We start from the raw sequence: 19354 nt of genomic DNA, 5'->3' as shown, positions 1-19354 counted from the left end.
CCCACGGGCAGCGGTCGAACTGCCACCATCGGGGCCCATGTGCTCCGAGGACATCCCCCGCGGTCTGGTCGCCGTCCCCGAACCGACCCGTCGCCGCTTCCTGGCCACCGCCGGTGCGGTGGGCGGCATCGCCACCGCCACCGCGCTCGCCGGCTGCACCGAGGACGTGCCCGGCGTGGGCACCGGCCACCTCTCGCCCGACGAGGCGATCATCGAGAACACCTACACGGGACTCTCGAAGCGCAGCGACGGCCTGTCCCTGCGCAAGCTGATCGAGTCGTCCGACGCCGCAGCGCCCGACAACCAGCTGCGCGGGGCGCACCGGATGATCTGGGACGTCGGCACCGAGCAGCCGTACGTCGCGCTGAGCTTCGACGACGGGCCCGACCCGCGCTGGACGCCGCAGGTGCTCGACGCGCTGGCCGAGGTCGGGGCCCAGGCCACCTTCTTCATGATGGGCTGGAACGTCGACCACCACCGGGAGCTCGCCCATCGGGTGATCGACGAGGGTCACGAGATCGGCAACCACACGTGGTCCCACCAGGACCTCGCGTTCCAGGACCCGGAGACCACCCGCGACCAGATCGTCGACGGCAAGCGGGCGATCCAGGACATCCTCGGCGTCGACACCACGTGGTTCCGGCCGCCCCGCGGCGAGCTCTCGGGAGCCGCCATGCGCATCCTCGCCGAGCACGACTACGACACCTTCCTCTGGTCGGTGTCGCGCAACGTGCCCGGCGTCGGGACGCCCGAGCTCGTGGCGGACCACATCGTCGAACGGCTCCGGCCGGGGGCGATCATCGACATGCACGACTCGATCGGCCGCGGATTGTTCCTGCCGCAGGACGACCGGATCGTGCGGTCGCTGAAGGCGAAGCGCGACGTCGACGTCGCCGCCGTGCCCGCGATCCTGAAGGGCGGCATGGACGCCGGGCTGCAGTTCGTCACGATGGGCCAGCTGCTCGACTCGGCGACGGGTCCGGCCGCGCTCACGCCGGCCACGCTCGAGGACGTCAACCTGCCGCAGGGCCCGACGACCGACGTGCCGCGGACCTCGGTCGGCTGACGCCGGCCGTTCAGCGGCGGGTGTCGTCGCCCTCGCCGAAGATGCGCGCCGCGAGCGTCTCGTCCGCGTACACGACCTGGTCGCGGCCGAGCTCCTTCGCGCGCAGCAGCCCGGCGTCGGCCACCCGGAGGATCGCCTCCGCGCTCCGGCCGACCGACGAGTGCGTGATGCCGAACGAGCAGGTGAACTCGGGGACCGTCGACACGGCGAGCGCCTGGGTGAGCCCGTCGCGCACGCGCTCGACCGCCTCGATCGACGTGGTCACCGACATGTTCGGGTAGACGAGCACGAACTCCTCGCCGCCCAGCCGGGCGATCACGTCGTTGCCGCGCACCTTGTCGCGGAGGACCTGCGCGAACAGCTGCAGCGCGCGGTCACCGATCTCGTGGCCGAACGAGTCGTTCAGACGCTTGAAGTTGTCGAGGTCGGCGAGCACGAGCACGAACGGCGTCGACCGCTCGATGAGCGAGGCGAGCTGGGACTCGAGGAGGCGACGGTTCGGCAGGCCGGTGAGCTTGTCGGTCGCGGCCTCGAGGCGGGAGGTCTCGAGCGCACGCAGCGCCCCCAGTCGGTTGCCGAGCTGGGTCGAGAGGGTGGCGAGCTGGCCGACGAGGCGTTCGGGCGGCGGGTGCCGGTCGGCGGCGACCGCGTGGAGCACGCCGACCGGTCGCCCGGCCACGCTGACCGGGACGCACGCGGCCGAGCACGGGCCGTAGGGCCGGCCGCGGAGCTTCGGGCACGAGTTGATCGACTCGGAGCTGTCGAACACGACGGGCTGGGCGCGCCGGATGGCGACGCAGCCGGACACCTCCTCGACCGGACAGCCCGGCGCCGGCTGGGCGGGGTTCGTCGCCACGGTCTGGAGCTCGGTGGAGCCGTGCGCGGCGAGCATCAGCTCGACCGGCCGCTCCGGGTCGACGATCGCCAGCGCCTGCTCCGCGACCTGGTGCGCGCCCGACTCGTCCTCGGCCAGGTCGAGCGCCTCGAAGATCATGCGGCTCTGCGCGCCCCACTCCGCGTGCTGGCGGAGCCGGCGCACGTGGACCTGCACCGCGGCGGTCGCGGCGTCGAGCTCCTCGGCCAGCGCGTCGACGTCGGTCGGGCCGCTGCGCCCGGTCCGCACGCCGAGGTCGCCGTCGAGGACCGACGACGCCACTTGCCGGAGCACCGCGACGGGTTCGTCGAGCTGCCGGCGGAGACGGTCGCGCAGCATGGCGAGCAGCACGCCCGCGACGACCGCGGCGGGGACGAGCACGGCGAGCTCGGCCCCGACCAGCCCGCCGACGTCGGCACCGCCGTCGACGACGAGCGCGCCCACGATGACCGAGACCACCGCGCCTGCGACGACCACGGCGACCGCGCCGACGGCCAGCGTGCGCACCGACCGCGACACGGGCCGTCGGGGCAGCACGGGCACGCCGCGGTCGCGACCGCCGTCGGCGCGCGGCACGGGCGGGTCGACGACGTGGGCGGAGGGCGACGCGCCCGTCGGGAGCTCGCTCAGGCCGATGAGCTCGTCGCGGACGTGGACGACCCCGGAGGTCGTCGCGGTCGTCGGCGAGGCGAGCACGACGTCGGGACCGGTCGGCGGCCCGGGCGGGCTCGGCGCGGTCGGGGGCGGCGCGGTCGGCGGCAGCGTGGGAGCGGCGGGCGGGGTCGAGGGTGCTGCGGCCGGCGCGGACGCAGGGGGTGCGGGCGGCGTCGGACCCGGGGGCGCGGCGGCAGGGTCGGCCTGCCCGTCGGGACCGTCGTCCCGCGTCACTCCACCGTCCGCCACAGGTCTCCCAGCATTCCCCAACGCACCTGGACCGGCACCGTCGCGCACCGGCCCGCCCGGCCACAGGGTACACAGGCGCCCCGGCGCTCCTGAGGGGGTCGATCCCCCATCGCGGCGCCCTGCGTGAGCGGTCGACCACGGTCCGTCAACAAGGCGTGGGGAAAGGTTCCCGTGGCGGTCCATCGCCCTTGCGCCGGCGCCCGGCGACGGCCTATTCAATCTGCGCACAGATGTGTCGTCCGTCTCGTCGTCCTGCGACGCGGTGGGCTGTCGGGGGCGGATCGGGCGGACGCCGGACCCGGTCCCGGCTGGGGCTGCAGGCGACACGATCGATGGTCTGGAGGGCTGCATGTTGTCGAGGTTGTTCAAGGCACGGAGCACGCGTGCGGCCGTGGCGGTCGCGCTCGTCGCGACCGCGTTCGCGTTCACCGCGGGGTCGCCGACGTCGGCCGCACCGCAGACCAAGTCCCTCACCGGCTCGTGCGCCGGCGCGGACGATGCGTCGCGAGGCCTCCTCGCCGCGTTCGGCGGTGCGCTCGCCCTGCCCTTCACCATCACGTCGGACGTGCCGGCGACCCTCGACCCCGAGGCGCCGGACCAGCCGATCTCGTTCACGTGGGGCATCACGATCGCTGCGTCGGTCACGAGCCAGATCGCCGCGATTGACCCGACCCTGACGGTCAAGGACCTGTCGCTCGACATGGGCATCAGCGGCCCGACCGACACCACCGAGGTGCAGGGTCGCCCCGGTCCGGTCGACATCGCGATCACCGGCGGCCAGCCCGCCACCGTGACCCAGGGCCCGTTCACCGGCACCCTCGAGGGCATCGGCAAAGGCGGCATCATCAAGTACTCGCCCAAGAAGATCGCCCTGACGATCTCGCTCGACATCTCGGGCAAGACGACCGACGTCAAGGTCGAGTGCTCGGCCCCGGGCACCGCGGCCACCACGTCGATCAAGATCCCCGGCTCGCCCGACGTCGTCCAGCCCATCGAGCTCGAGGGCACGGCGAACTCCTCGGTCAGCGTCGACGTGCTCGGCAAGTACGTCACGGACGGCACCGACGAGAACGGCGTGAAGCGCCCGGTCCAGCCCGAGACCCTGAAGGTCGTCGAGGGCCCGGGCCAGGTCGTCAACGGCCAGGTGGTCGTCAACACCGGCGCCGCCGGCACGACGAGCTCGGTCACCTTCGAGGTCTGCTCCGGGACGCTCCCGGGCACCAACGAGGTGCAGACGCTGCAGATCGACCCGACGGGTGAGGCGTTCAAGAAGGGCGTTGCGCTGACGGTCAAGCTGGGCGACGAGGTCTCGCCGCTGATCTGGCTGGTCCCGGCCCTGTGGCGGGGCACCACCCCGACGCCCCAGAACTGGCTCAACACGGCGAACGACTACATCCTCCGGCCGCACGAGCTGCCCTCGCCCGCGGACGTCCAGGCCGCGCTCGAGGCGTTGCCGTCGATCGGCGGCGGCGGCGTGAAGGTCACCGCCGGCGACAAGGCCGGCCTCTACAACATCGAGTTCGTCGGCAAGAACGGTGAGAAGGACATCGACTCGCTCGCCATCGACCGCTACTACTCGGTGTTCCCGCAGGAGGTCCTCACCGGGATCATCGACGCCGCCAAGGGCCTGCTCGGCGGCGGCGCCGGTGGCGGTCCGACGACCACGCTGCCCGGCGGCGCGGCCACCGTCGACGAGGCCATCGCCTGGGTCGACCTCCAGATCGCGATCGAGGACGCCAAGGGCATCTTCCGGGACTGGACCCGCTGGGGCGACCTCCAGGTCCAGCGGCTCGACCTGATGATCAAGAAGGGCCTGTCCGACATCGACGTCAACGCGGCGATCACGGCGCTCACCGGCCTCTTCAGCACGCCGCCGCAGGCGGCCACGCTGACCGCCGGCGAGGACCCGATCGGCATCTGCTCGCAGGGCGTCATCGACGTGTCGGTGGCGGCGGCGAGCGTCGAGGGCGCCTCGACGGGCGCGACCGGCACGGCCGGCACCTCCGGCGGCAGCAGCGTCGCCGGCGCCTCGCTGTCGCTGGCGGGCTGATCCCCGGCCGTACGGCCGGACGGACTCCGACGATCGGGGACGGGACCCACGGGTCCCGTCCCCGATCCGCGTCCGGACCGCTCCGCGCGCCGGGACTCGCGCCGGGCGACGCCGGCGAGCGGACCCACTGTCAGACCCCGTCGCCATGATGGCGACATGTCCACCTCGACGATCGCTCCCGCCGCTCCCCGGGCCCACGCGGTCCCCGTGCCCGCCGCCGTGCTGGCCCACCGGCGAGCCGTCGCCCGGTGGGCGCTGTCCAGCGGGCGCGCCGCCCACCGCGACGCGCTGGCGGCGATCGTCGCGGCCCGGGTGCACTCGTCGGCGGACGCCGGCCTCCCCGGCAGCGCCACCGTCTGGACCGTCGAGGACATCGGCACGCTGCTGTGGGTCGAGCTCGCCGAGTGGTGCCAGGACGCCGAGGTGGAGCTGCCCGAGCAGCACCAGGTCGCCGCCACGCTCGACACGTACCTCCGATTCCTGTCGGCGCACCGCTTGCTGGCCTCCGGCTCCGACCCGGTCGCGGCGCTGCGGCGGGCCATCGCCGACTACGGCGGCGGCCGCTCCCGCTCGCACCCGTCGATGCGCTCCCGGATGTCGGCGCCGGTCGTCCCGATCGCCCGGGGCTGATCCCTCCCACGGTCGGGGCGCGGCGCGATCCGAGCGGGGTCAGGACTGCAGGTCGAAGAACCGGAGCAGCTCGTCGAGGCCGTCGAGCGGCTCGCTCGGCCAGTTGTGCCCGTTGCCCGGGTACGTGATCAGCTCCACCTGGATGCCCTCGGGGCAGCCCGGCCACTCGTCGACGGTCACGCCGTCGCCCTCGTCGGTCCGGTCCGGCTCGGCGTCGCACCCATCGGCGCGGGCCCAGGCCGCCACCGTCGACGGCACGGCGGGGAACGGCTTCGCCGACAGGGCCTGGCTCAGCGACGGCGAACCGTCGTAGGGCACCGTCGGATCCGGGTCGCCGTGCATGTGCAGGAGCGAGATCGGTCGTGACGGCGTGCAGCCGGTGATGTTCGTCGCCGCCATCGGCGCCACCGCGGCGAAGTCCTCGGTCCGGGCGCAGGCGAGCTCGTAGACCATCATCCCGCCGTTCGAGAACCCGGTCAGGTAGAGCCGGTCGGGGTCCACGTCGGGCCGCGCCACGACCTGGTCGATGACCCGTCCGAGGAACCCGACGTCGTCGACGCCGGCGAGCGAGGCGGGCGGGCAGCACGGCCCGAGGTTCCACGAGTCCAGGACGCCCTGGGGGAACACGGCCACGAAGCCGTCGCGTGCCACCGCCTCGGCCCACGGCGCGACCGACGCCATGGCGAACCGGTCGACGCCGAGCCCGTGGACGACCAGCACCGCGGGCAGCGGCTCGTCGGCCGGCGCGTCGGCGGGGCGCAGCACCAGGTACTGCCGCTGGACGATCCCCTCCTGCATCGTCACGTCCTGGAACGACACCGGCCCCTCGGGCGTCGACGTCGTCGAGGTCGGCGACGAGGGCTGCCCGGGCTGGCTGGTCGATGGCGCCGACGTGGTGGGCCGGCCGGGCGAGGTCGTCGACGTCGGCTCGTCGTCACCCGAGCGGAGCAGCAGCACGGCGAGCACGACGACCACCACGGCGAGCACGGCGATCACGCCGCCGAGGATCCATGCGGTTCGGTTCCTCGGTCCCGCCACGGCGACGAGTGTACGAGCGCGGTGACCGAGCGCCGGGGCTCCCGCCCCGCGCTCGCTTTCTGACGGGTCGTCAGTTCCATCTATCGTCGTGGCCCGTGGAGACCACCCGGGCCCAGACCACCGACGGATCGGCCGTCCCCTCCGAACGCGAGTTCCGCGAGGAGGTCGCCGACTGGATGGCCGAGCACCTGCGGGGCGACTTCGAGATCCTGCGCCACCGGGGTGGACCCGGCGACGAGCACGCCTTCGTCCGGGAGCGGATGGAGTGGGAGCGGGAGCTCGCCTCCGGCGGCTGGACCTGCGTCGGCTGGCCCGTCGAGCACGGCGGGCGCGGCCTGCCCCTGCACCTGGAGGTCGCGTTCCACGAGGAGTACGCCCGGGCCGGCGGTCCCGGTCGCGCCGGCCTGATCGGCGAGGGCCTGCTCGGTCCCACGCTCGTGCACTTCGCCTCGCCGGAGATCCAGCAGCGGTTCCTGCCCGGGATCGTGTCCGGCACCGAGTTCTGGTGCCAGGGCTACTCCGAGCCCAACGCGGGCTCCGACCTGGCCAACGTCTCGACGCGGGCGCGGCTCGAGGGCGACGAGTGGGTGATCGACGGGCAGAAGGTCTGGACCTCGCTCGCGCAGTGGTCGGACTGGTGCTTCGTGGTCGCCCGGACCGAGGAGGGCTCCTCACGCCACAAGGGCCTGTCGTACCTCCTCGTCCCGATGGACCAGCCCGGGATCGAGGTGCGGCCCATCCGCCAGATCACCGGCACCGCCGAGTTCAACGAGGTGTTCTTCGACGGCGCCCGCACCGCCGCCGACCTGGTCGTCGGCGCGCCCGGCGACGGGTGGAAGGTCGCGATGGGCACGCTGGCGTTCGAGCGGGGCGTGCTCACGCTCGGCCAGCAGATGGCGTTCGACCGCGAGCTGGGCGAGATCACCGACGCGGCCCGGCGCACGGGTTCGATCGCCGACCCGGTCGTGCGGCAGCGGCTCGCCGACCTCTGGATCCGCGTGCGGATCATGCGCTGGAACGCGGTCCGGGCCCTCCGCGTCGACGAGAACGTCGCGCTCCCCCGGGAGGCGATGATCAACAAGCTCTACTGGGCGAACCTGCACCGGGACATGGGCGAGCTGGCCATGGACGTCGTCGGCCCCGAGGCCCTGCTCACGCGCTACTCGGCGGCCGAGGAGGGCGACGCCGGCGACCTCGAGATGTCGCCGCTGCACAAGCTCTTCTTCTTCAGCCGCTCCGACACCATCTACGGCGGCTCGAACGAGATCCAGAAGAACCTGATAGGAGAAAGGGCCCTCGGACTTCCGAGGGAACCACGATGACGAGCGGACCCCTTCCCTTCGGAAGTCCGAGGCCGATGTCCGGGGTGGCTGGGCGGGGTCGGCGGACGTGGGCCCTGGGGCTCCCTCGCGAACCGCGCTGAGGAGCGACCCACGATGCCCGCACAGCCCACTCCCACCGAACCGCCCGGGCGCGGCCTGCTCGACGGCAAGCGCGTGGTGATCACCGCGGCCGCCGGCACCGGCATCGGCGGCGCGCTGGCGCGCCGCTGCCTGCTCGAAGGCGCCGAGATCGTGATCTCCGACGCGCACGAGCGCCGCATCGGCGAGACCGCCGATGCGCTCGACGAGGAGTTCGGCGTGCGGCCGCCGGCGGTCGTGTGCAACGTCACCGACGACGCCGACGTGCGGGGCCTGGTCGTCACCGCCATGGGCGAGATGGGTGGCATCGACGTCTGGATGAACAACGCAGGCCTCGGCGGCAACGGCCTGGTCACCGAGCTCACCGACGAGGAGTGGGACAAGGTCATCGGGGTGACGCTGACCGGCACGTTCAAGTGCCTCCGGGCCGTCCTGCCGGTCATGTACGAGCAGGGCTCGGGAGCGGTCGTGAACAACGCCTCGGTCCTCGGGTGGCGGGCGCAGGAGCGCCAGTCGCACTACGCCGCGGCGAAGGCCGGCGTGATGGCCCTGACCCGGTCCGCCGCGATGGAGGCCGCCGAGCACGGCGTGCGCATCAACGCCGTGAGCCCCAGCCTGGCCATGCACGCCAACCTCGCCAAGGTCACGCCCCCGGGCCTGCTCGAGGAGCTGACCGCCAAGGAGGCCTTCGGCCGCGCCGCCGAGCCGTGGGAGATCGCCAACGTGATGGTCTTCCTGGCCAGCGACCTGTCCAGCTACATGACCGGCGAGGTCCTCGCCGTCTCCAGCCAGCACCCCTGACCGCACCGAGGAGCCGAGCCATGACGACCGTCGCAGAACCCGCCGCCCTGCTCGACATGGTCGGCGCCGACCTGGGCAGCACCGACTGGGTCGACGTCACCCAGGACCGGGTCAACGAGTTCGCCGAGGCCACCGGCGACTTCCAGTGGATCCACGTCGACGTCGAGCGGGCGACGGCCGAGTCGCCGTTCGGCGGCCCCATCGCCCACGGCTACCTCACGCTGTCGATGGTGAACCTCTTCCTGCCGGAGCTGCTGACCGTCGAGGCGTTCTCGATGGGTGTGAACGTGGGCCTCGACAAGGTGCGGTTCCCCGCGCCGGTCCCCGTCGGCTCCCGGGTGCGGGCCAGGGGCGAGGTCGTCGCCGCATCCGAGGAGAAGGGCGGCGTGCAGGTCACCGTGCGCGTGACCGTCGAGCGCGACCTCGCAGGCGAGGGCACACCCGACGCCAAGCCGGCCTGCGTGGCCGACACGGTCAGCCGCTTCTTCCCCTGAGCGGGTCGAGCCGGGTGACGCCCAGGTCACTCAGGTTCTGGGCCGTCGTGCCGATGATCGTGGGAACCGTCCTGCCCCGGAGGCTCCCGTGCCCGTACGACCGCTCCCCCGCCCCGTCCGCCGCGCCGCCGTCGCGCTCGGCGCCCTGCTGCTGCTCGGCACCGGCGCCGCGGCGTGCCAGAAGAACGCGGACGGCTCGATCAGCGTCGACCAGGCCTTCCTCTGCGTCCGCACCGGCGACGGCGACATCCGCTGGACCGCCAACAAGGACTGTCGGGACGGCGAGATCCTGGTCCGCGTCGACGACGGGCCGAGCGGGCGCACCTGGACGGGACAGCTCACCCCGGGCGTGCAGTCCCCGGCGGTCTCGTCGGACGGGGCCGCGAGGTCGATCGTCCAGCTCGTTGCGGAGAACGTCCAGATCGGTGGGGGCGCGGTCGCGACGTGCGACGCAGGCGTGCACGGCGGCGGCACGGTCACGGGCTACACGGGCGTCCCGATCACCGGCTCCAACCAGTTCGTCGTCGAGTGGACCTCGCCAGGTCCCGAGGACGGCGTCACGGTGACCTGCACGAACGCGTCGGACCCCACCTGGACCTGGGAGGTCGCGCTGAGCGTCACCCCGTCCTGACCGCCGCGTTCGTGTCCGACCGTCGATTGGGCGCCCCGGTTACCCGTGGGTAACCTGCCAGGACCACAGCTGGACGCCGACCGGGGGGACCCGGGTCGCTCACAAGGGGAAACGCCATGACCGAGGCCGTGATCGTCGCCACCGCCCGTACGCCGATCGGACGCATGTCCAAGGGCTCGCTGAAGGACCTGCGCCCCGACGACCTCTCCGCCCACATCATCGAGGCCGTACTCGCCAAGGTGCCCGAGCTCGACCGCACCGAGATCGAGGACGTCCTGTGGGGCTGCGGCCAGCCCGCCGGTGAGTCCGGCCACAACATCGCCCGCGTCGCCGCGGTGCTCGCCGGCCTGGACGACGTCCCCGGCGCGACCGTCAACCGCTACTGCTCGTCGTCGCTGATGACGATCCGCATGGCCGCCCACGCGGTCAAGGCCGGCGACGGCGACGTCTTCATCGCCGGCGGCGTCGAGACCGCCAGCCGCTTCCCCTTCGGCATGGCCGACGGGCCGAAGAACCCGCTGTTCGCCGACGCCGAGGCCCACTCGTCCGAGCGCGCCGCCGGTGGCGCCCCCAAGTGGGAGCCTCAGAAGGGCCTGCCCGACATGTACCTCGCGATGGGCCAGACGGCCGAGAACGTCGCGCAGCTCGAGGACGTCAGCCGCCAGGACCAGGACGAGTTCGCCGTCCGCAGCCAGAACCTCGCCGAGGAGAGCCTCAACAGCGGCTACTGGGAGGCCGAGATCACGCCGGTGACCACGCCCGACGGCATCGTCACCAAGGACGACGGCATCCGCCCCGGCACCACGTACGAGAAGATCAGCACGCTGGCCCCGGTGTTCCGCCCCGACGGCACCGTGACCGCGGGCAACGCCTGCCCGCTGAACGACGGCGCCGCCGCCGTGGTCGTCATGAGCGACACCAAGGCCAAGGCCCTCGGCCTCACGCCGCTCGCCCGCATCATCTCGTCGGCCGCCACCGGCCTGAACCCCGAGATCATGGGCCTCGGTCCCGTCGAGGCCGTCAAGAAGGCGCTCGGCCGGGCCGGCATGTCGATCGACGACATCGACCTGTTCGAGATCAACGAGGCCTTCGCCGCCCAGGTGCTGCCGTCGGCCCGCCAGCTCGGCATCCCGATGGAGAAGCTGAACACCCGCGGCGGCTCGATCGCCCTCGGCCACCCGTTCGGCATGACCGGCGCCCGCATCATGACGACGCTGATCCACAACCTCCAGGAGTCGGACAAGACGTTCGGCGTGGAGACGATGTGCGTCGGCGGCGGCCAGGGCATGGCCATGGTGGTCGAGCGCCTCAGCTGACCACCCCCCGACACGCCGTTCTGGCTGTCGTTCTGCCGGTCCCGACCGGCAGAACGACAGCCAGTTCCGCGTCCGGGGTCAGTTGAGCGACGGGGAGGGCGCCGGCCCGGCGACCTCGGCGCGCTGCTCGCGCACGCGGTTGGCCTCGTCGACGAACACGACGGTCGGCGTGTGGTCGCGGGCGGCGTCGTCGTCGAGGTCGACGAACGTCGCCAGGATGACCAGGTCGCCCGGCCGGACGAGGTGGGCGGCGGCGCCGTTGATGCAGATGTCGCCGCTGCCGCGCTCACCGGCGATGGCGTAGGTGGCGAGCCGGGCGCCGTTGGTGACGTCCCACACCTGCACCTCCTCCCACTCGAGGATCCCGGCGGCGTCGAGGAGGTCGCGGTCGATCGTGACCGACCCCTCGTAGTCGACATCCGCGCCCGTCACGGTGGCGCGGTGGATCTTGGACGCGAACATGCGCCGGCGGGGCTGGGACATGGTGGTGCTCCCTGGGTCGGTCGCGCCCCGTGCGGGTGCGCGCTTCGCCCCAAACGGTACACACCCACGGTCGGCAGCGCAGCAGGAGCCTGGGCTCACCCACCCCGGCCAGCGGAGGCGGGCGGCGCGGCCGCCGAGCGGCTCAGCCGGCGCCGTACACCGGGGTCGGCGGCGTGGCCTCCTGCAGGAGGTCGGCGACGACGGGACCGACCTCGGCCGGGTCCCACCGGGCGCCCTTGTCGAAGCGCGGCCCGTGGCGGAAGCCCTCGGCGATGCCGATGATCCCGCCCTCGACCTCGAACACCCGACCGGTGACGTCGGCCGACTCGGGCGATCCCAGCCACACGACGAGCGGCGAGACGTTCTCGGGTGCCATGGCGTCGAAGGCGCCCTCGTCGACCTCGGCCATCATGTCGGCGAAGGCCTCCTCGGTCATGCGGGTGCGTGCCGCGGGCGCCAGGGCGTTGGCGGTCACGCCGATGCGGCCCAGCTCGGCCGCCTGGACCAGCGTCAGGCTGGCGATGGCGCCCTTGGCGGCCGAGTACGCGGCCTGGGCGATCGACCCCATGAGGCCGGCACCCGACGAGGTGTTGATGATGCGGGCGTCGACCGGCTCGCCGGCCTTCGAGCGCGCCCGCCAGTAGGTCGCGGCGTGGCGGGACGGCGCGGCGTGGCCCATGACGTGCACGCGCAGCACGGCCTCCCACTCGGACTGCTCGGAGTTCACGAACATGCGGTCCCGGACGATGCCGGCGTTGTTGACCACCACGTCGAGCCCGCCGAACGTGTCGATCGCGGACTGCACCATCTCGCCGGCGGCGTCCCAGTCGGCGACGTCGTGGCTCGAGGTGATCGCCTCCCCGCCAGCGGCCACGATCTCGTCGACCACCTGCTGGGCCGGGGTGTCGGACGGGTCGGAGCCGTCCTGCGCGACGCCGAGGTCGTTCACCACCACCTTGGCGCCCTGCTCGGCGAAGGCCAGGGCGTGGGCCCGCCCGAGGCCCCGGCCGGCACCGGTCACGATCACGACTCGTCCGTCACAGATTCCCATGGCCCGAAAATCTGACACCCCGTCACATCTGGCACAAACCCGGTACGCTCCGCGCCCGGTGCGGGCCACCGTCGAGCACGCCCCGCACCGTCCGACGATCGCCAGACCAGGGGGTTCCACCGGTGCGCTTCGGCGTCACGATCTTCTCGACCGACGTGTCGATGCCCGTCACCGAGCTCGCGGTCGCCGCCGAGGAGCGGGGCTTCGACTCGATCTGGATCCCCGAGCACACCCACATCCCGACCAGCCGGCGCACCCCACCCCCGACCGGGGACGCCCAGCTGGCCGAGGAGTACAAGCGCAGCGTCGACCCGCTGATCGCGCTCGCCGCCGCCGCCTCGCTCACGTCGACCATCCGGCTCGGCACCGGCATCCTCCTGCCGGCCCAGCGCGAGCCGATCGTGACCGCCAAGGCGATCGCGACGCTGCAGAACCTGTCGGGCGGCCGGTTCGAGCTCGGCATCGGCTTCGGCTGGAACGAGGACGAGATGGAGGACCACGGCGTCGAGTACCGCACCCGCCGCGAGCACACGCGGGACCACATGTTGGCCATGCGGGCGCTGTGGACCGACGAGGTCGCGAGCTACGACGGCGACTTCGTCTCGTTCCCCGACACCTGGTCCTGGCCCAAGCCCGACGTGCCGGTGCCGGTGCTCATCGGCGGCGGGGCCGGCCCGAAGATGTTCGCCCACCTCGCCGAGTACGCGGACGGGTGGATCCCGATCGGCGGCGCCGGGCTCACCGAGGCGATCCCCCGCTACAAGGAGGCCGTCGCTGCGGCCGGCCGTGATCCCGAGGCGATGCAGATCGTGCCGTTCGGCTCGCTGCCCACGGCACCGAAGCTGGAGCACTTCGCCGAGATCGGGGTGACCGAGTGCGTGTTCCGCATCCCGTCGGCGCCGGCCGACGACGTGCTGCCGGTGCTCGACGAGCAGGCGGCGCTGGTGGCCGAGCTGCGGAGCTGACGCACCCGTCCCGACGACCGTTCTGTGATGCCAGATGCGCCTGGATCGACGTATCGAGCATCACAGAACGGGTGGGGCGAGTAGGAACAGGACCACGACCAGGGGGTATCGACCATGAGCTACGGCGAGGACGAGCTGCGCGACTTCTACGCACGCCACCGGGCGCTCCACGAGGCCGGCGACTGGGAGGGGCTCGGCGACCTGTTCACCGAGGACGCCAGCTACCTGGACTCGGTCTACGGGTGGAGCCACGGGTTGCCCGCCATCCGGGCGTTCCTGAAGGAGTCGATGACCGGGCTGGACGACTGGGAGTTCCCGATCTCGGCGGTGGCCTACGACACCGAGCACGGCGTGATCCTCAACCACTGGGCCAACCGCCTGCCGGGCACGCGCCCCGACGGCACCTACTACGACGTGCCCGGGGCGTCGGTCCTCACCTACGCGGGCGACGGGAAGATCTCGCGCCAGATGGACCTGTTCGACACCAAGTGGATGATGAGAGAGATCAAGCAGTGGATCGCGGACCACGACGGGGCGCTCCCCTACCCTGATCCCAACGCCGCCTGAGCCGGCCCGGCCGACGGCGCAGTCCCGAACACCGGCCCGCTGCGGCGGGCGCGACGGAGAGGTGGACCACCATGATCGCCGGCGGTGCTCGACCCGAACCCAAGGAGCCGTTCCGCCCGAGCGGGCGTCAGATCGGCGGGGCGATCATCGCCGTCCTGCTGCTCGTCTTCATCGTCACCAACACCGACGACGCGCAGGTCACGCTGCTGGTCACCGACGTGACGATGCCGCTGTGGCTGGTGCTGGCGATCACCGCACTGCTCGGCGTGGTCGTCGGCATGGGCCTCGGGGCGCGGCGCACGAAGCGCAAGTACATGGAGGTCTGACGCCTCCCGCCCTCGATCAGGCGGAGGGCGGCATCCAGTGGCCCGAGTTCACCGGCAGGGCGGTGCCGGTGACGCACTTCGCCAGCGGCGAGGCGAAGAACACGACGGCACCGGCGATCTCCGACGAGTGCGGCAGGTAGCCGAGCGCCGTCTCGGCGGCCCGCTCCTCGTAGATCGTCTCCCAGGTGGCGTCGCCGCCGCGCTCGTCGGCCTGCCACTGGAAGTAGATCTGCACGCTGTCACCCCAGATGTAGCCGGGGTGGACCGAGTTGACCCTGATGCCGTACTCGCCGAGCTCGAGCGCGAGCGTCTTCGACACCGCACCGAGTGCCGCCTTCGACCCGGCGTAGGCGCCGGCGCCCGCCTCGAGGTGGTGGACCGACATCGTGTTGACCATGACGATGCGGGCGTCGCCTCGCTCCGCACCCGCCGCCTTCAGCTGGGGCAGCAGCGCCTGGGTCACGCGCAGCGTGCCGAGGTAATTGACCTTGATCGGGCGCTGCCACTTGTCGAGGTCCGCGTCCTCGAACCGCTCGTCGAGCCCGCCGTAGAACGCGGAGTTCACGAGGATGTCGAGCGAGCCGCCGAAGGCGGCCTCGACCTCGGACGCCATGCGCGCACACTCGTCGGCGTCGGCGATGTTGGCGTACACGGCCACGGCGCGCCGGCCCATCGCCTCGATCTCCTCGGCCACGGCCGGCACGGTCTTGTCGGACCGGGCCACGAGCGCGACGTCGGCGCCCTCCCGGGCGAGCGACAGGGCGATGTCGCGCCCCATCCCCGGCCCGATCCCGGTCACGACGGCGGTCTTGCCCTCGAGCAGCATGCGGTTGGTCCCCCTGGTCTCGTTCTGGCTGGTGTCGTTCTGGCTGGTGTTCGCTCTGACTGGTGTCGCTCTGGCCGGTGTCGCTCTGACTGGTGTCGCTCTGGCCGGCGTCGATCCGGTGCGGCCCGGCCGGGTGCCGCCGGTCAGGAGCGGCGGGTCTGGTTCCAGGCGACGTCCTTGTCCACCGCCGGCTCCCGCGGCAGGCCGAGCGCCTGCTCACCCAGGTTGTTGCGGTGGACCTCCTCGGTCCCGCCGCCGATCCTGGACGCGAACTGGTTGATGAACTGGTACTGCCAGAACCCGCCGCCCTCGGCGTCGTCGGACAGCATCCCCTCGGCGCCCTGGATGTCGAGCGCGAGGCCGACCTTCTGCGCGAACGACCGCGTGAAGAAGTTCTTGAGCAGCGAGCCGTGCAGCGCCAGCTCGTAGCGGCCGGTCATCACCGCGGTCTGGGTTCGCCAGCCCATCCACTTCATGATGAGCTCGTTCGAGTACACGTGCGCCAGCCCCTGGCGGATCACCGGATCCCCGTCACGGTCCCGCTGCTGGGCCAGCGCCAGGAGCGCGGTGAACGGCGTGGCCTGGCCGGCTCCCGAGATCATCGACGACTCCGATCGGAGCGTGGTGCGGGTGACGCGCCAGCCGTCGCCGACCTCGCCGACGACGTTCTCGGCCGGGATGCGCACGTCGCTCAGGAACACCTCGTTGAAGTGGGCGACGCCCTGCGCCTGGATGAGCGGCCGGATCTCGATGCCCGGCGTGCGCATGTCGACGACGAAGTAGGTGAGGCCCGCGTGCTTGGGCACGTCGGGATCGGTGCGGGCGACGAGGATGCCGAAGTCCGCGTACTGGGCGTTCGAGGTCCAGACCTTCTGCCCGTTGACCACCCACTCGCCGGTCGCCTCGTCGAGGACGGCGCGGGTCGCGAGCGACGACAGGTCGGAGCCGGCGCCCGGTTCGCTGAAGAGCTGGCACCACCACTCGTCACCACGCAGCAGCGGCTCCAGGTAGCGCTGCTGCTGCTCGGGGGTGCCGTGCTGCATCAGCGTCGGCCCGACCAGCGCCTGTGCGGCGGTGATGAAGCCCGAGGTCGCGTCGTAGCGGGCGAGCTCCTGGTTGAAGACGATCTGGTGGGCCGGCGTGCCGCCCCTGCCGCCGAACGCCTGGGGCCAGGTCAGGCCCGCCCAGCCGTGGTCGGCGAGGGTGCGCTGCCACTCGCGGCAGCGGCGCCGGTAGTCGGCGGCGACCTCCTCGTCGGTGGCGGCGCCGTTGCGGGACCAGTCCCGTTCGTCGCCGCGCCGCAGCTCGGCGTGCGCGTCCAGGAAGTCCCGCACCTCGGCACGGAACGACGCGAGCTCTGGCGAGTCCTCGAAGTCCACGGGCGCCGATCGTAGGCCGCAGAACTGGAACGCGTTCCAGTTCTGGCGCAGGTGTGGAGAGGCGGTGCGCCGGGGTGGACGCGTCAGCCGGGGCCGAGGACCTCGAGCAGGCGCAGCTCGAGCAGTCGCACCCGGTCGCCGAACTCGTGCAGCGGATCGATGGCGCTCGCGATGTCGTCGAAGAGGAACCGGGCCACCCAGCGACGCAGGACCACGAGGGCGCCGGGACCACCGCGCCGGACCCCGAGCGCCGTGGCGAGGTGCGTCGGCCGCAGGTCGCCGGCCTGCTGCTCCTCGTCGGGGACGGTGAGCTCGCGGGCCTGCCCGAGCACGAGGGCGTCCGCGCCGTTGACCCACATCAGGCCGAGCGCCTCGCCGAGCTGCTCGAACGGGTGGTCGTCGCCGGACGGCCCGGCGGCGTCACCGCCGACCGACCCGATGACCACGAACTCGCCCGAGGCCTGCGCCGTGGCGGCGTCGAGCGCAGCGAGTCGGCCCGTCGGGAGCGCGATCGCGCTCCACGGCCACGCCAGCACGTCGAGGCGATCGGTGAGCGCGGGCGACGGGTCGCCGAGCACGAACTCCACGCGGAACTCCGGGGGCGCCCAGTCGGTGGCGGCGGCCACCTGGGCCGAGGCGACCGGCTCCGGGTCCACGACGACGATCGACAGGCCCGTCAGCAGGCCGCGCCGGTGCCGCGCGAGCGAATCGGACGTGCCCAGCACCGTCGGATCGACGATGCGGTGCAGCCCGTCGCGCCCGCCTCCGTTCGTCCCGACCCGGAGGTCGAGGTCTGACTCGCGCTCCTGCATGCTCCCCAGCTGTTCTTCGGTTCCGCCACGGGGCCGCTGCCCCGTCCAAGCTCCATCGGCCGATCGGACCCGGTCGTGAACGAAACGTGACGATCGAGCGACGTCGATCCCGGGTCGGTGCCCGGTGCTCACCCGGGAGGCTTCCGATGCACCCGTCGATAGCGTCGAGGGATGTCGACGCCACAGGACCGCCCCGTGGACGGCGCCGAGCCCGTCCGGGGTCGCGCCACCCTCCCGCCCGGGATGCTGCCGCCGGGCGTGGAGCACGACCGGCGGACCCGCGCCCGGCAGCCGATCCAGATCCTGCTCGTGATCGGGACGCGGCCCGAGGCGATCAAGATGCTGCCGCTGGTGCTCGCGCTCCGGGAGCACCCGGCGCTGCACCCCGTCGTCGTGTCGACCGGCCAGCACCGCGACCTGGTCGACCCGATCCTCGAGGCGGCAGGCATCACGCCCGACGTCGACCTCGGCTGCGGCGGTCCCGGCGTGACGCTCAACGAGCTGGTCACGTCGGTCGCGTCGCGCTTCGACGCCTTCTGCCGCGAGCGGTACGGCGACCCGACGGGCGAGGTCGCCGACCTCCAGCACGTCGTCAGCGACGGGTACCCGGGCGCGGTGCTGGTGCACGGCGACACGAGCTCCGCGATGGCGGCGGCGCTGTCGTCGTTCCACCTCCGGCTGCCGGTCGTCCACGTGGAGGCGGGTCTGCGCACCTACGACGCGCTCACGCCGTTCCCCGAGGAGATGAACCGGCAGCTGATCTCCCGGATCGCCTGCTTCCACCTCGCGCCGACGCCGCTCAACGGCGAGCACCTCGTCCGCGAGGGCGTCCCGTACGACCGGGTGTACGTGTGCGGCAACACCGGCATCGACGCGATGCGCTGGGCCGCGTCGCTCGAGCAGGAGCCGACCGACCCCGCGGTGGCCGCCGTCGCCGCGTCGGGTGACCCGCTCATGGTCGTGACCGCGCACCGACGGGAGCACTGGGACGGGGGCATCGACCGGATCGCTGCGGCGATCGCCACGCTGGCCGACCGTCGGCCCGACACGCGGTTCGTCGTGCCGATGCACCCGAACCCGATCGTCCGCCGACAGATCGTCCCGCACCTCGGCGACCGGCCGAACGTCGTGCTCACCGAGCCGATGGCCTACGTGGAGTTCGCCCACCTGCTGGCCCGGGCCGATCTCGTGGTCACCGACTCGGGCGGCATCCAGGAGGAGGCGCCCGTCGTGGGGACGCCGGTGCTCGTCGCCCGCGAGGAGACCGAGCGAACGGAGGGCGTCGAGGCGGGGACGCTCGAGCTGGTGGGCACCGACCCCGAGCGCATCGTGCACTGGAGCGAGCTGCTGCTCGACGACACGCCGGAGCGGCGGGCGATGCTGAGCGCGGTCAACCCGTACGGCGACGGCCACACCGCCCCTCGGATCGCCGACGCGCTCTGCTACCTCGCCGGCGACGACCGCATCGTGCCGGAGCACTACGGACCGGGCTTCGAGCGGCGGGCCGTCATGCGGGCGGCGGGCTACCGCTCGCTGCGCCACGCCGCGGAGGAGCCGGCGCCCGAGCGCGACGAGGTGCCCGACCGCAGCGACGTCAACGGGCATTGGGTGGGCGTGTGAACGCCCGCAACCGCGCGAGCGCAGCGAGCCGGGTGCTCGGGGGTCCGGGGGCGGAGCCCCTGGGAGCAGGACAGCGTGTGAACGCCCGCAACCGCGCGAGC

19 protein-coding genes are annotated in these 19354 nt (G+C 72.7%); 12 read left to right on the top strand and 7 right to left on the bottom strand.

The window, feature by feature from the left end:
* The first annotated feature begins 37 nt into the window (after positions 1–37).
* On the top strand, positions 38–1066 hold the full coding sequence (locus tag LH044_RS16010; protein ID WP_227756591.1) for a polysaccharide deacetylase family protein: 1029 nt from the start codon (positions 38–40) through the stop codon (positions 1064–1066).
* Between the two features lie 10 nt (positions 1067–1076).
* On the opposite strand, the gene LH044_RS16005 is transcribed toward LH044_RS16010, so the two are convergent.
* Entirely contained in the window at positions 1077–2828 is a 1752-nt protein-coding gene (locus LH044_RS16005) for a GGDEF domain-containing protein (protein WP_227756590.1), read from the bottom strand.
* A 364-nt stretch (positions 2829–3192) separates the two neighbouring features.
* Here LH044_RS16005 and LH044_RS16000 point away from each other — a divergent pair, with 364 nt between their 5' ends.
* On the top strand, positions 3193–4893 hold the full coding sequence (locus LH044_RS16000; protein ID WP_227756589.1) for a hypothetical protein: 1701 nt from the start codon (positions 3193–3195) through the stop codon (positions 4891–4893).
* Between the two features lie 156 nt (positions 4894–5049).
* Entirely contained in the window at positions 5050–5523 is a 474-nt protein-coding gene (locus tag LH044_RS15995) for a hypothetical protein (protein ID WP_227756588.1), read from the top strand.
* Between the two features lie 39 nt (positions 5524–5562).
* Here LH044_RS15995 and LH044_RS15990 read toward each other — a convergent pair whose 3' ends face one another.
* A complete protein-coding gene (locus tag LH044_RS15990; protein WP_227756587.1) occupies positions 5563–6561 on the bottom strand; it encodes a CE1 family esterase in 999 nt (332 codons plus the stop codon).
* A 95-nt stretch (positions 6562–6656) separates the two neighbouring features.
* Between LH044_RS15990 and LH044_RS15985 the strand changes: the two genes are divergently transcribed.
* The 5 genes from LH044_RS15985 to LH044_RS15965 all read left to right on the top strand — a co-directional run bounded on the left by LH044_RS15985 (position 6657) and on the right by LH044_RS15965 (position 11224).
* Positions 6657–7883 carry an acyl-CoA dehydrogenase family protein gene (locus tag LH044_RS15985; RefSeq protein WP_227756586.1) on the top strand — a complete coding sequence of 409 codons (1227 nt, stop codon included), beginning with the start codon at positions 6657–6659 and terminating at the stop codon, positions 7881–7883.
* A 114-nt stretch (positions 7884–7997) separates the two neighbouring features.
* Positions 7998–8783, top strand: coding sequence for an SDR family oxidoreductase (locus tag LH044_RS15980; RefSeq protein ID WP_227756585.1), 786 nt, complete (start codon positions 7998–8000; stop codon positions 8781–8783).
* Between the two features lie 20 nt (positions 8784–8803).
* Entirely contained in the window at positions 8804–9277 is a 474-nt protein-coding gene (locus tag LH044_RS15975; protein ID WP_227756584.1) for a MaoC family dehydratase, read from the top strand.
* 88 nt (positions 9278–9365) lie between these two features.
* The gene (locus LH044_RS15970) at positions 9366–9908 is read left to right on the top strand and encodes a hypothetical protein (protein WP_227756583.1); all 543 of its coding nucleotides are present in this window, start codon (positions 9366–9368) and stop codon (positions 9906–9908) included.
* A 116-nt stretch (positions 9909–10024) separates the two neighbouring features.
* Positions 10025–11224, top strand: a complete 1200-nt coding sequence (locus LH044_RS15965) for an acetyl-CoA C-acetyltransferase (protein WP_227756582.1) — start codon at positions 10025–10027, stop codon at positions 11222–11224.
* A 78-nt stretch (positions 11225–11302) separates the two neighbouring features.
* Here LH044_RS15965 and panD read toward each other — a convergent pair whose 3' ends face one another.
* Positions 11303–11707, bottom strand: a complete 405-nt coding sequence (gene panD / locus LH044_RS15960; RefSeq protein WP_227756581.1) for an aspartate 1-decarboxylase — start codon at positions 11705–11707, stop codon at positions 11303–11305.
* 142 nt (positions 11708–11849) lie between these two features.
* On the bottom strand, positions 11850–12758 hold the full coding sequence (locus LH044_RS15955; RefSeq protein ID WP_227756580.1) for an SDR family oxidoreductase: 909 nt from the start codon (positions 12756–12758) through the stop codon (positions 11850–11852).
* 122 nt (positions 12759–12880) lie between these two features.
* On the opposite strand from LH044_RS15955, the gene LH044_RS15950 reads away from it, so the two are divergent.
* The 3 genes from LH044_RS15950 to LH044_RS15940 all read left to right on the top strand — a co-directional run bounded on the left by LH044_RS15950 (position 12881) and on the right by LH044_RS15940 (position 14616).
* Entirely contained in the window at positions 12881–13723 is an 843-nt protein-coding gene (locus tag LH044_RS15950; protein ID WP_227756579.1) for an LLM class F420-dependent oxidoreductase, read from the top strand.
* Positions 13724–13837: 114 nt separating this feature from the next.
* The gene (locus tag LH044_RS15945; RefSeq protein WP_227756578.1) at positions 13838–14290 is read left to right on the top strand and encodes a nuclear transport factor 2 family protein; all 453 of its coding nucleotides are present in this window, start codon (positions 13838–13840) and stop codon (positions 14288–14290) included.
* Between the two features lie 71 nt (positions 14291–14361).
* Complete coding sequence (locus LH044_RS15940; RefSeq protein WP_227756577.1) at positions 14362–14616, top strand: lipopolysaccharide assembly protein LapA domain-containing protein; 255 nt, start codon at positions 14362–14364, stop codon at positions 14614–14616.
* 16 nt (positions 14617–14632) lie between these two features.
* Here LH044_RS15940 and LH044_RS15935 read toward each other — a convergent pair whose 3' ends face one another.
* The 3 genes from LH044_RS15935 to LH044_RS15925 all read right to left on the bottom strand — a co-directional run bounded on the left by LH044_RS15935 (position 14633) and on the right by LH044_RS15925 (position 17633).
* Positions 14633–15442: an SDR family oxidoreductase gene (locus LH044_RS15935; protein ID WP_227756576.1), complete on the bottom strand. Its 810-nt coding sequence runs from the start codon at positions 15440–15442 to the stop codon at positions 14633–14635.
* A gap of 143 nt (positions 15443–15585) precedes the next feature.
* Positions 15586–16821, bottom strand: coding sequence for an acyl-CoA dehydrogenase family protein (locus LH044_RS15930; RefSeq protein WP_227756575.1), 1236 nt, complete (start codon positions 16819–16821; stop codon positions 15586–15588).
* Between the two features lie 83 nt (positions 16822–16904).
* The gene (locus LH044_RS15925) at positions 16905–17633 is read right to left on the bottom strand and encodes a hypothetical protein (protein ID WP_227756574.1); all 729 of its coding nucleotides are present in this window, start codon (positions 17631–17633) and stop codon (positions 16905–16907) included.
* A 171-nt stretch (positions 17634–17804) separates the two neighbouring features.
* Here LH044_RS15925 and wecB point away from each other — a divergent pair, with 171 nt between their 5' ends.
* Complete coding sequence (wecB, locus tag LH044_RS15920; protein WP_227756573.1) at positions 17805–19253, top strand: non-hydrolyzing UDP-N-acetylglucosamine 2-epimerase; 1449 nt, start codon at positions 17805–17807, stop codon at positions 19251–19253.
* The last annotated feature ends 101 nt before the right edge of the window (positions 19254–19354 follow it).

The sequence above is a fragment of the Dermatobacter hominis genome (assembly GCF_020715685.1).
Taxonomy (GTDB): domain Bacteria; phylum Actinomycetota; class Acidimicrobiia; order Acidimicrobiales; family Microtrichaceae; genus Dermatobacter; species Dermatobacter hominis.
This window is presented reverse-complemented; position numbering and strand designations above follow the sequence as displayed.

Bases quoted from the DNA above. Each gene is read 5' to 3' on its own strand.
- LH044_RS16000 (WP_227756589.1), top strand. From the start codon at position 3,193: ATGTTGTCGAGGTTGTTCAAGGCACGGAGCACGCGTGCGGCCGTGGCG.
- wecB (WP_227756573.1), top strand. From the start codon at position 17,805: ATGTCGACGCCACAGGACCGCCCCGTGGACGGCGCCGAGCCCGTCCGG.
- LH044_RS15955 (WP_227756580.1), bottom strand. From the start codon at position 12,758: ATGGGAATCTGTGACGGACGAGTCGTGATCGTGACCGGTGCCGGCCGG.
- LH044_RS15940 (WP_227756577.1), top strand. From the start codon at position 14,362: ATGATCGCCGGCGGTGCTCGACCCGAACCCAAGGAGCCGTTCCGCCCG.
- panD (WP_227756581.1), bottom strand. From the start codon at position 11,707: ATGTCCCAGCCCCGCCGGCGCATGTTCGCGTCCAAGATCCACCGCGCC.
- LH044_RS15935 (WP_227756576.1), bottom strand. From the start codon at position 15,442: ATGCTGCTCGAGGGCAAGACCGCCGTCGTGACCGGGATCGGGCCGGGG.
- LH044_RS15980 (WP_227756585.1), top strand. From the start codon at position 7,998: ATGCCCGCACAGCCCACTCCCACCGAACCGCCCGGGCGCGGCCTGCTC.
- LH044_RS15945 (WP_227756578.1), top strand. From the start codon at position 13,838: ATGAGCTACGGCGAGGACGAGCTGCGCGACTTCTACGCACGCCACCGG.
- LH044_RS15965 (WP_227756582.1), top strand. From the start codon at position 10,025: ATGACCGAGGCCGTGATCGTCGCCACCGCCCGTACGCCGATCGGACGC.
- LH044_RS16010 (WP_227756591.1), top strand. From the start codon at position 38: ATGTGCTCCGAGGACATCCCCCGCGGTCTGGTCGCCGTCCCCGAACCG.
- LH044_RS15995 (WP_227756588.1), top strand. From the start codon at position 5,050: ATGTCCACCTCGACGATCGCTCCCGCCGCTCCCCGGGCCCACGCGGTC.
- LH044_RS15975 (WP_227756584.1), top strand. From the start codon at position 8,804: ATGACGACCGTCGCAGAACCCGCCGCCCTGCTCGACATGGTCGGCGCC.
- LH044_RS15925 (WP_227756574.1), bottom strand. From the start codon at position 17,633: ATGCAGGAGCGCGAGTCAGACCTCGACCTCCGGGTCGGGACGAACGGA.